General features: G+C 70.6%; 10 protein-coding genes. 2 read left to right on the top strand and 8 right to left on the bottom strand.

The annotated features are described in order from the left end of the window. The coding region (locus ACWIGU_RS41200; protein ID WP_454406938.1) for a carboxyl transferase domain-containing protein at positions 1 to 255 on the top strand (255 nt) is incomplete at its 5' end. 22 nt (positions 256 to 277) lie between these two features. Further along, positions 278 to 472, top strand: coding sequence for an acyl-CoA carboxylase epsilon subunit (locus ACWIGU_RS41195; RefSeq protein ID WP_326773951.1), 195 nt, complete (start codon positions 278 to 280; stop codon positions 470 to 472). 124 nt (positions 473 to 596) lie between these two features. On the opposite strand, the gene ACWIGU_RS41190 is transcribed toward ACWIGU_RS41195, so the two are convergent. The 8 genes from ACWIGU_RS41190 to ACWIGU_RS41155 form a co-directional block, all read right to left on the bottom strand. Continuing rightward, positions 597 to 1,178, bottom strand: coding sequence for a GTP-binding protein (locus tag ACWIGU_RS41190; protein WP_054239772.1), 582 nt, complete (start codon positions 1,176 to 1,178; stop codon positions 597 to 599). Further along, entirely contained in the window at positions 1,159 to 1,761 is a 603-nt protein-coding gene (locus ACWIGU_RS41185) for a DUF742 domain-containing protein (RefSeq protein WP_454406937.1), read from the bottom strand. Before ACWIGU_RS41185 ends, ACWIGU_RS41190 begins: the two co-directional genes overlap by 20 nt. A 93-nt stretch (positions 1,762 to 1,854) precedes the next feature. Beyond that, on the bottom strand, positions 1,855 to 2,268 hold the full coding sequence (locus ACWIGU_RS41180) for a roadblock/LC7 domain-containing protein (RefSeq protein WP_100595178.1): 414 nt from the start codon (positions 2,266 to 2,268) through the stop codon (positions 1,855 to 1,857). A gap of 10 nt (positions 2,269 to 2,278) precedes the next feature. Then, the gene (locus ACWIGU_RS41175; RefSeq protein ID WP_454406936.1) at positions 2,279 to 5,524 is read right to left on the bottom strand and encodes a sensor histidine kinase; all 3,246 of its coding nucleotides are present in this window, start codon (positions 5,522 to 5,524) and stop codon (positions 2,279 to 2,281) included. 367 nt (positions 5,525 to 5,891) lie between these two features. After that, positions 5,892 to 6,473: a GTP-binding protein gene (locus tag ACWIGU_RS41170; protein WP_100595019.1), complete on the bottom strand. Its 582-nt coding sequence runs from the start codon at positions 6,471 to 6,473 to the stop codon at positions 5,892 to 5,894. Next, complete coding sequence (locus ACWIGU_RS41165; RefSeq protein WP_454406935.1) at positions 6,454 to 6,864, bottom strand: DUF742 domain-containing protein; 411 nt, start codon at positions 6,862 to 6,864, stop codon at positions 6,454 to 6,456. The genes ACWIGU_RS41170 and ACWIGU_RS41165 overlap by 20 nt, the downstream gene beginning before the upstream one ends. Before the next feature lie 109 nt (positions 6,865 to 6,973). Further along, complete coding sequence (locus ACWIGU_RS41160) at positions 6,974 to 7,387, bottom strand: roadblock/LC7 domain-containing protein (RefSeq protein WP_067164664.1); 414 nt, start codon at positions 7,385 to 7,387, stop codon at positions 6,974 to 6,976. A gap of 9 nt (positions 7,388 to 7,396) precedes the next feature. Continuing rightward, positions 7,397 to 11,239: a nitrate- and nitrite sensing domain-containing protein gene (locus tag ACWIGU_RS41155; protein WP_454406933.1), complete on the bottom strand. Its 3,843-nt coding sequence runs from the start codon at positions 11,237 to 11,239 to the stop codon at positions 7,397 to 7,399. Positions 11,240 to 11,267: the final 28 nt, after the last annotated feature.

The raw sequence follows: 11,267 nt of genomic DNA, 5'->3' as shown, positions 1-11,267 counted from the left end.
GGTGCCGAGGGCGCCGCCAACGTCATCTTCCGCCGTCAGATCGCCGAGGCCGAGGACCCCGAGGCCATGCGCACCCGCATGGTCAAGGAGTACAAGGCCGAGCTCATGCACCCGTACTACGCGGCCGAGCGGGGCCTGGTCGACGACGTCATCGACCCCGCCGAGACCCGCGAGGTGCTCATCCGCTCCCTCGCGATGCTCCGCACGAAGCACGCCGACCTGCCTTCGCGCAAGCACGGCAACCCCCCGCAGTAACCCCACAAGGAGATCACTGCACATGTCTGCACACGACATCCGCGTTGAGAAGGGCCACGCCGAGCCCGAGGAGGTCGCGGCCCTGACCGCGATCCTGCTGGCCCGCGCCGCCGCCGCATCGACCGACAGCCCCGCCCTGCGTGGCCGCGACAAGGCCGGCTGGCGCCGCCTGGAGCGCCAGCACGGCTTCCGCGCCCCGCACAGCTGGCAGGGCTAGGGCCGGCGGGCATACGGCCCGTCCGGCCTCTCAGGGCCTCTCAGGACGGGCCCACAGCGCGGAAAAGCCCCCGGTGACCCACACAGGGTCCCGGGGGCTTTTCCATGCCTTCGGGCGCCGGAGGCTACCGGAGGCGGGCCATCAGCGCGTGCTCCACGAGCGTGATGAGCGCCGACTTCGCATCCGCGCGGTGACGGGCGTCGGTCGTGATGATCGGGGTGTCCGGGCCGATCTGCAGCGCCTCACGGACCTCGTCCGGCTGGTACGGCTGGCTGCCGTCGAAGCCGTTGAGGGCGACGACGAAGGGCAGTCCGGAGTTCTCGAAGTAGTCGACGGCAGGGAAGCAGTCGGCGAGACGGCGGGTGTCGACGAGCACGATCGCGCCGATCGCGCCGCGCACCAGGTCGTCCCACATGAACCAGAAGCGGTCCTGACCGGGCGTACCGAAGAGGTACAGGATCAGGTCCTGGTCCAGGGTGATGCGGCCGAAGTCCATGGCGACGGTGGTCGTCGTCTTGTCTCCGGTGTGGGTGAGGTCGTCGATGCCCGCGGACGCGGACGTCATGACGGCCTCGGTGCGCAGAGGGTTGATCTCCGAGACGGCGCCCACGAAGGTCGTCTTGCCGACGCCGAAGCCGCCCGCCACCACGATCTTCGCGGACGTGGTGGAGCGGGAAGGCCCTCCGCTAGAGCTTGCGAAGTCCACTGAGCACCCTTTCGAGCAAAGTCACGTCTGGCTGGCCGCCGGCGTTCTCTTCGCCGCCGGGCTGATGAATGGCGACCAGGCCCGCCTCCGCCAAGTCGGCGACGAGAATCCTGGCCACGCCGAGGGGGATGCTGAGCAGGGCCGAGACTTCGGCCACTGACTTGATCTCTCGGCAGAGGGTGCAGATCCGCTGGTGCTCGGGCAACTGGCCCTGCAACTGGTGCGGCTGCGCGGTGGTGTGCACCAGCGCCTCGATGGCGAGCTGGTAGCGCGGCCTGGTGCGGCCACCCGTCATGGCGTAGGGACGCACCAGGGGATTGTTGGCGGCCGGTGCGGGGCTGTCGGGGCGCCGCTGCGGCTGCACGGGCTGGATGCGCGGTGCAGACGGCTGGTCGTACGGCCCCGGCTGCCGCGGCTGCGGCGGGTGCGGGGGCGCGTACGGCTGCCGCTGGTGGCTCGGCGCGGAGGGGAAGTTGTACCGGTTCGGCGCGTCACCCTGCCCCTGGCCCTGACCCTGACCCTGGCCAGGCCCGTAGGACCAGTTCGCCGATGAACCGCTCGGGGGTGTTGCAGAACCAGCCACGCTTTCCTCCTCCAACTGTGCCGGGCACCATCACCGTGGAGCCGCGTCCCGAAACCTTACGGCTACGGAACGCGAAATCGCACCGTCTGTCTGTCAGTTGAGAAGGCTCCCCTGAAGCTCGGCCCGCAGGTCGGGAGTGAGAACCGTCCCCGCGCGGTCGACAAGAAGTGCCATCTCGTACCCGACGAGGCCAATGTCCGCCTCCGGGTGTGCGAGGACGGCGAGGGAAGAACCGTCGGAGATGGACATAAGGAAGAGGAATCCTCGCTCCATCTCCACAACTGTCTGGTTCACGCTGCCGCCCTCGAAGATGCGGGACGCGCCCGCGGTCAGCGAGGTAAGTCCCGACGCTACGGCCGCCAGCTGGTCGGCACGGTCACGCGGGAACCCTTCGGACATCGCCAGAAGGAGTCCGTCGGCGGAGACCACCACCGTGTGGGACACCCCAGGGGTGTTGTCCACGAAGTTGGTGATCAACCAGTTCAGGTTCTGTGCCGCCTGGCTCATCGGGCTCACACTAACGCTCCTGGTTGTAGGTGCTGTCAGGACCACTGTGCTGATTCGTGGCCTGGCCGTTCGTGTCACTTCCTGCTTCGCGTCCCCGCTGCACGCCACGGCGCAGGTTGCTCAGCCTGCCCCTGACGTCCTCAGGCGCGCGGGAGACCTGGGGGCCGCCCTGCGGGGTCGATTCCGCCGTGCCCTCGACCAGGTTGGCCTTGGGCACCCGGCGCGGCAGACCGGAGGAGGTGACTCCGCCCGCCTTGGGCTTCCGGAGCTGCTCCGCGCGGACCCAGCGCTCGTCGTTGGACGAACGCCAGTCGCCGGGGCCGCTGCCGTCGCCGCTGCCGTTGTCCTGGGTGGTGTTGTCGCCGCGGTCGGGTGCCGGCGTCGCCGCCGGGGCCTGGCGCTGCTGCCCGCCCGCACCGCGCATCGGAAGACCGGAGTCGGTGAGCGAACGTGCGGCGGACGGGGTGGGCCCGGCCGGCGCCGCGGGACCGTGCGGGTCGAAGCCTACGCGCTCCTGCTGACCGGCGTCAGCGCGCTGCGCGGATTCCGCTTGAGCGTTGTGCTCGGACCGGTAGGACTCCTGGTAGCCGTCCTGCGCCTGCCAGCCGCCCTGCTGCGAGCCGCGCAGCGGCGAATCGCCGAAGGCCGAGTACGTCTCCTGGACGGGTTCCGTATACGCGTCCTGGGACGCGTAGCCGTCCTGCGGCGCGAAGAACGAGTCGTTGTAGGAGCCGTTCTGCGGCTGCTCGTCGTACGTCTGCCGGCCCTGCGCATAGACGGACGAGGGATCCTCGTACGCCTGCTGCTGACGGTTGTCGTACGCGTCCTGCGCCGGAGGGTAGGTGGTCTGCTGCTGCTCGAACGGGTCCTGGCCCTGCGCCGCCGCGATCTCGTCGCGGAACAGGGGGCGGTCGTCGCCCGGCTCACCGGTGTGCGCCTGGGCCTCCAGGGCCGCGCGGCGCTCCTCGCGCATCAGCGAACGGCCGACCGGGTCCAGGTCGCGCAGGTCGTCGGGGACCTCGCCGTAGCGGCTGTCGTCGAAGCCGAGCTCCGCGGCGGTGCGCAGCGGGGTCGGCTCGTACGCCGACTGCGACGGGATCATCGACGAGACGGTGAACTCGGACTCGGGGAGGTGCTCGCCGCTGCCACCGTGGGTGATGGCGTCGGGCAGCATGACGAGCGACGTCGTGCCGGCCTGCTCGCCCGAGGGGCGCAGCTGGACGCGGATGCCGTGCCGGTCGGACAGGCGGCCGACCACGAACAGGCCCATGCGCTGCGAGATCGCGGCGTCCACCGTCGGCGGGTTGGCCAGCTTGTGGTTGATGTCCGCGAAGTCCTCGGCGGTGAGGCCGATGCCCTTGTCGTGGATCTCGACCATGACGCGGCCGTCGGGCAGACGGGTCGCGGTGACACGGACCTTGGTCTGCGGCGAGGAGAACGTCGTGGCGTTCTCCAGGAGCTCGGCGAGCAGGTGCACGAGGTCGGTCACCGAACGGCCGTGGATCTCGGCCTCCGGCACACCCGACAGCTCGATGCGCTCGTACTGCTCCACCTCGGAGGAGGCGGCGCGCAGGACGTCGACCAGCGGGACCGGCTGGTCCCAGCGGCGGCCCGGCTCCTCGCCGGCGAGGACCAGGAGGTTCTCGCCGTTGCGGCGCATACGGGTCGCGAGGTGGTCCAGGCGGAAGAGGTTCTCCAGCTGGTCCGGCTCGGCCTCGTTGTTCTCCAGGTCCGTGATGAGGGTCAGCTGGCCCTCGATCAGGGACTGGTTGCGGCGCGACAGGTTGGTGAAGATCGCGTTGATGTTGCCGCGGAGCAGGGCCTGCTCGGCGGCGAGGCGGACGGCCTCGCGGTGCACCTGGTCGAAGGCGCGGGCGACCTCGCCGATCTCGTCCGTGGAGTTGATCGGGATGGGCTGCACACGGGTGTCGACGCGGCCCGGGTCGGTGCGCGAGAGCTGGTCGACGAGCATCGGCAGGCGCTGCTCGGCGACGTCGAAGGCGGCGGTGCGCAGGCGGCGCATCGAGCGGCTCATCTGGCGCGCCATCATCCCGGCCAGCGCGAACGCGGCGAGCAGGGCGACCAGGACGACCGCACCGGTGATGAACGTGGACTGCTTGGCGTCGTCGGCGATGCCGGCGGCCTCGTTCACCGCCTTGTCGGCGAGGTCGGACTCGATGGTGCGGTACGCGTTGAACTTGGCGGTGTTGACCGCCCACCAGTTCTCCGCGGTGACGCCGTCCTGCGCGATGGCGAGGCGGGCGCTCGGCTGCGTGGTGGGCAGTGCCGCGATCTCGGCCACCATCTGCGTGGGGTCGGTCGGCGGCGGGACGTAGGTCTTGCCCTGCGCCTTCGCGGCGGCGACGGCCTGCTTGGCCTGCTTCGCGCCGTCGATCGCCAGCTGCTTCCTGGCGGCGTCGAGCTTGTCGACGTCGGCCTGCGTGCCGCCGCCCTTGTACTCCTCGACGGCGATGCCCTCGAGGTACGCGTAGGAGGAGAGCGCGATCTTCTGCTTGCCGAAGGTCTCGGCCGTGGGGCCCGGCTTCACCAGCAGGTGCATACCGATGGACCGCTCGAGGGAGAGCGCGGCCTTGGACAGCGAGATCGCGTAGACCGTGCGGCCGTAGCTCGTGATGTTTCCGGTGCCGAGGCCGAGCTCGTTGGCGAACTCCATCAGCGGGTGCTGGATGCCGACATAGTTCTCTTCGGTCTGCACGGCGGGGAGCTTGCTCGTGTACGCGGCGGCCCGCAGCTTCTCCAGGCCGGGCTCGACCTTACGGAACTGTGTGAGGCGGCGCTCGAGGCCTTCCTTGGCCGGCATGTTCTTCGCGGCGGCGTCGAAGGCGTCGGCGGCCTCGTTCGTCGCCTCGCGGGCCTTGACGACCTTCGGGTCGTTCTTCTTGCCGAGCAGGAGAGGAGCCGCGGAGATGTCGCGCTCCTCGATCAGGCTGTTGGCGTACGTCAGGGACGCCTGCACCAGACGCGCGGTGTTCTCCGCGTCCTCGGCCTCGTTCCAGGTGTCGATCGAGCCCTTCACCTGGAAGCCACCCATGATCAGACCCACGAGCACGGGTATGAGCAGGATCGCGTTCAGCTTGGTGGGCACCCGCCAGTTGCGCGGCGACATCCGGCCGCCGGACGGTGCCGGGGGCGCCTCGGCCCGTGGCACATGCGCGGCCGGCGCCGCTGCACGCGGCGGCGGGGTGAAGTTGCCCCGCGCCGACGACGGCTCGGGACTGTTCTTGCTTCGCCTCACTCGACCAACAACCTCTCGGCGTCGGCACTTACGCTGTGCCGCTGTCTCCAGGCCCTTACCTACTGGGCAGTTCAGCGCATTCCAGCACGTCAGGCGGTTCTCTTCCAAACACCGGGAACCGGAACCTCCGAGTGACCTATGCCCCAGATAAAACGGTCATAAAGAGCGAGCCCCGCCAAAAGGCGGGGCTCTTGTGCGCACAGTGGAACCGGGTGTGCGCGACCTGTGTCTGAGGCACTGGAATTCTCTGTCGAAACGTTATGAACACGGAGGCCGACCGTGTCAAAGGACACAGCGGCCTCCGGGCACAGTACGACAACTGCCGTACGGATCTAGCCACTTGATGGCCGGATTTTCGGCGGCAGAGCTACTTCAGGCGGGCCATCAGCGCGTGCTCGACGAGCGTGATCAGGCCACTCTTTGCATCCGCACGGTGTCGGGCGTCCGTGGTGATGATCGGGGTGTCCGGACCGATCTGGAGCGCCTCGCGCACCTCGTCGGGCGTGTAGGGCTGGTGACCCTCGAAGCCGTTGAGGGCGACGACGAAGGGCAGTCCGGAGTTCTCGAAGTAGTCGACGGCCGGGAAGCAGTCGGCGAGACGGCGGGTGTCGACGAGCACGATCGCGCCGATCGCGCCGCGCACCAGGTCGTCCCACATGAACCAGAAGCGGTCCTGACCGGGCGTACCGAAGAGGTACAGGATCAGGTCCTGGTCCAGGGTGATGCGGCCGAAGTCCATGGCGACGGTGGTCGTCGTCTTGTCTCCGGTGTGGGTGAGGTCGTCGATGCCCGCGGACGCGGACGTCATGACGGCCTCGGTGCGCAGAGGGTTGATCTCCGAGACGGCGCCCACGAACGTGGTCTTGCCGACGCCGAAGCCGCCCGCCACCACGATCTTCGCGGACGTGGTGGAACGGCCGCCTCCGCCGTTAGAGCTTGCGAAGTCCACTGAGCACCCTTTCGAGCAGTGTCACGTCTGGCTGGCCGCCTGCGTTCTCGTCGCCACCGGGCTGGTGGATGGCCACCATTCCCGCTTCCGCCAGGTCCGCGACGAGGATCCGGGCCACACCGAGAGGCATCGACAGCAGGGCCGACACCTCCGCCACCGACTTGACCTCTCGGCACAGGTGGCAGATGCGCTGGTGCTCGGGGAGCAGCCCTGACAGCTGGGCCGGGTCGGCGGTCGTGCTGACGAGCGCCTCGATGGCGAGCTGGTAGCGCGGCCGTGTCCGGCCACCGGTCATCGCATAAGGACGCACCAGCGGCTGGTCGCCCTCAGGACCGTACGCGGCGTGCGGAGATACGCCGTACGGGTCGTGAGAGGCGGTGGGCGGGGTCATGGATCCTCCGGGCGGGACAGCAGGTGGTCTGCGTGCCGTCTGACGGGGCCGGTGGGGGACGGTGACGGCCTGACGGTGCGGTCATACGTGCGTGTGGGGGAGGGCGTGACTAGTGCAGCAGGCTGCCCTGCAGTTCGGCGCGGAGATCGGGGGTGAGCACGGAACCCGCACGGTCCACGAGCAGCGCCATCTCGTAGCCGACGAGGCCGATGTCGCACTCGGGGTGCGCGAGCACCGCGAGGGACGAGCCGTCCGAGACCGACATGAGGAAGAGGAAGCCACGCTCCATCTCCACCACGGTCTGGGCCACCGTGCCGCCCTCGAAGATCCGGGACGCGCCCGCGGTCAGCGAGGTGAGGCCCGAAGCGACGGCGGCCAGCTGGTCGGCGCGGTCCCGGGGGAATCCCTCCGACATGGCGAGCAGCAGGCCGTCCGCGGACACGACGACGGTGTGGGAGACCCCCGGCGTGTTGTCCACGAAGTTGGTGATCAACCAGTTCAGGTTCTGTGCCGCCTGGCTCATCTGGGTCAACTAACGCTCCTGCTGGTGAGTGGGGCTGGGGAAGCTGCCGGTCTGGCCCGTACCGGCCTGGCGACCCTGCTGGATGCCCCGACGGAGATTGGTCAGCCGGCCGCGAACGTCATCAGGCGAACGCGAGACCTGCGGACCGGTTTGGTGCTGTTGCTGCTGAGCCGTACCCGCGACGAGGTTCGCACGCGGGACGCGACGCGGAAGCCCGGAGACGGTGACCCCGCCGGCCGAGGGCTGGCGGACCCGCTCGGCCTGGCGGCCGAGTTCGTCGTTGGGCGACTGGCGCCAGTTGGCGGGCGCCTGAGCCTGCTGGGGCGCCGCGGGTGCGGCGGCCGCCGGGCGGGCGGGCGCGGGGGAGGCGGCGGCGGGCGGCTGGGGCTGCTGCGGCGAGCGCTGCGGCAGGCCGCCCGGCCGGCCGTTGTTCTGCTGGGGGGCGGGCGCCTGCGGCCGGTCCTGCTGCCGCGGGGCCTGCTGGCCGTGGAACCAGTTGGTCTCAAGGGTGTCGAAGAGCGGCGTGCGGCCGTCGCCGGGTCCGGCGGGCGGCAGGTCGTCCTGTCGGCCGGGGGCCTGCGGCTGCGCCGGGAAGCCCTGGTCCTGACCGCCCTGGAGCGGCGGTCGCGGCATCGAGAAGTCCGCCGCGTCCCGGGAGCCGAGCTGCGGGAGTTCGCGCGCGGGACCGCCGGGGCGGCCCTGCGGCTGCCCCTGGCCCTGTCCTTGCTGCGACTGCCCGAAGGCGTCGCCGCCGGGGAACTGGCCGTCCTGGCGCGGACGTCCGGAGTTGTTCTGGCCGGGGGCCGCGAACTGGCCGGTGGCGGACGGGTCCTGAGCGCCGGGGCGCAGACCGTCACCGAAGCCGGGCGCCGCGAACTGGCCGGTCTGGTGGTTCGCGTTCTGCGGCTGACCCTGCGGCTGCAGGTGGTTCGGGTTCTGCGACTGGCTCTGGTGGCCGCCGAAGACGTCGTTACGGACGAACGCCCCCGTGTCCTGGCCCTGACCGTGGTCGTGCGGGGCGGGCGCGCCGGGACGGGGCCCGTCGAAGTCGGGCCGGGCGAACTCGGCCGTCGAGCCGGGGCCCTGGCGGTCGTCCACCCGCGGGAACTGCGACGTGGAGTCCGGCTCCTCGTGCCCGCGGGGCGCGTCCAGCGAGGCGCGCGGCACCGGCGGCTGCGCGTCGTCGTTGCCCCAACTCGGCACGCGCGGCTGGGGGTTGTTGCCGCCGGGCAGCTCGGCGCGGGGCCCGCCACGCGGCGGCAGGACCGGCCGGCGGCCCTGCTCGGGCGCCTGGTTCGTACGCTGCGGGGGCGGTACGGCACCGTTCTGGCCCTGGCCCTGGCCCTGGCCGAGGCCCTGACCCTGCGGCTGACCCTGGCCGGGACCGCCCTGCAGCCCCTGCGCGCCGAACGCGCCGGCCGGAGCCGGACGACCCTGCTGGGGCGACTGCTGCGACTGAGGTGCCTGAGGTGCCTGCGGGCCACCGGCCTGCGGGCCGTTGCCGTCACGGCCGGGCAGCGCGGCGCGCGGACCCGAGCCCGCGACCTGCGGACGCGCCGCGCCGGGACCGGCACCGAGCCGGCCCGTGCCACCGGGGCCACCCGGACCGCCCTGCGCACCCGAGCCGACCCCACGCCGTGCGGCGGCCACACCGGCGGCGGCCTGCGCGGCGGCGGGACCACCGGAGGCGGCGCCGGGACCGGGCTTGCCAGGAGCCTTCTTGCCGCCCTGTGCGACGTCGACGGGCAGCATGACGAGCGCCGTCGTGCCACCGGAGTCGGACGGGCGGAGCTGGATACGGATGCCGTGACGCTGCGACAGACGGCCGACCACGAACAGACCCATGCGGCGCGAGACCGACACGTCCACGGTGGGCGGCGACGCGAGCCGCTCGTTGATCGCGGCGAGGTCCTCCGGGGAGAGGCCGATACCGGTGTCATGGATCTCGATGAGCACACGGCCGTCGGGCAGCGCGTGACCGGTGACCTTGACCTTGGTCTGCGGCGAGGAGAACGAGGTCGCGTTCTCGAGCAGCTCGGCGAGCAGGTGCACGAGGTCGTTGACGACGCGTCCGGCGACCTCGGTCGTGGGGACCGAGGCCAGCTCGATGCGCTCGTACTGTTCCACCTCGGAGGCGGCGGCACGCAGGACGTCGACCAGCGGGACCGGGCGGGTCCAGCGGCGGCCGGGCTCTTCACCGGCGAGAACGAGGAGGTTCTCACCGTTACGGCGCATGCGGGTCGCGAGGTGGTCGAGCTTGAACAGGGAGGACAGCTGGTCGGGGTCGGCCTCGCGGGACTCCAGCTCGGAGATGAGCGAGAGCTGGCGCTGGATAAGACCCTGCGAACGGCGCGAGAGGTTGGTGAACATCGCGTTGACGTTGCCTCGCAGCAGGGCCTGCTCGGCGGCCAGACGGACCGCCTCGCGGTGCACGTCGTCGAAGGCCGAGGCCACCTGGCCGATCTCGTCGCGCGAGTGCACACCGACGGACTCGACGGAGGTGTCGATGTCCTGCGGGTCCGACTCGGACAGCTGCTTGACCAGCTCGGGCAGACGGTCCTGGGCGACCTTGGTCGCGGTGTCCTGGAGCCGGCGCAGCGAGCGGATCATGGACCGGGCCACGACGAACGCGCCGACGAGCGAGACGCCGAGGACGAGCAGGATCAGGGCACCGTTGATGATGGCCGTGCGCTCGGACTCGTTGCGCAGCTCGCGGGCCTGCTGCTCCATCTGGTTGAGCAGCGTCAGCTCGATCTTGGACATTTCCTGCAGACGCTGGCTGTCCGCGTCGACCCAGTCCTTGTAGGACCGCTTGTCCTGGATCCTGATGCCGCCCTCCTGGCTGAGGGCGCGGCGGGCGTACTGGTCGGCGGCCTTGATCGTCGCGTTGCCCGAGTCGATGGGCTTCATCAGCTCGGTGGCGGCGACGTTTCCGTAGACGGAGCTGAAGCCCTTGAGGTCGGACTCCTGGTTCTCCAGCGCGGACTCGCCGTAGCGGCGGTCGGTCTCGGAGAGCTTGCCGAAGTCACGGTCGTTCGGGGGCAGGGCGGCCGCGATGACGGCGCGCTGCACGGACGCGTACTCCTTGGCGGAGGAGAACGACGCCAGGGCGCGCGTGCGCTTGATCATCTCGGGGTTGCTGGTCGCCTGCGCCATGTCGGTGGACAGCGACAGGAGCTGCTCGACGAGGCGGCTGTAGGCGTCGATCGTCTGGGACGAGGTGCTGCGGTCCTGGAACGCGTCCTGCCGGATGCCCTTGAGGTTGTTGAGCTGGCCGGCGATCTGCGTGACGTGGTCCTGCACACCGTCGAGACCGCTGTTGCTGGTCCCGTCGGTGATCTCGTACGTGCCTTCCATGAAGGCCTTGCGCGCGCGGTCGGTCTTCTCGCGCGCTCCCTTGACGGTGTAGTCCTCGGTCGCCTTGCCGCCGTTGGCCAGCGGGCCCGCCGACTGGTCGCGCTCCTCCTGGAGCGCGGACGCGAGCTCGGTGGCCTGCTTGGTCATGTCGGTCAGCAGCTTCATGTTGTCGAGCTGCTGGATGTCGCTCATCGACTCGCCGATACGCAGCGCGCCGAGGGAGGTCGCGGCGACCACGGGGAGAGCGAGCAGCGACACCAGGCGGGTGGAGATACGCCAGTTGCGCAGGGCTATTCGCGAGCCGGGGCCGGTCGGGCTCTTCGGCTTCGCGGCGGTCTTGGGCGCGGCCGAGGCCGTCGTACTGCCCTCGACGGAGGCGGTCCGGCCCGGGTTCTGGGCGTGCTGGGGCGAGGAACTGCCTGTCATCGGGCCAGTCCCGCCGCGCGGCTCAGGCTCCGCCGCAGCGCTGCCATCCCTGTTCTTACGTCCCTGCACTAGCGTCGCAACCTCTGGACCAGGCGTC

The organism is Streptomyces sp. NPDC055400, from assembly GCF_053644375.1.
This window is presented reverse-complemented; position numbering and strand designations above follow the sequence as displayed.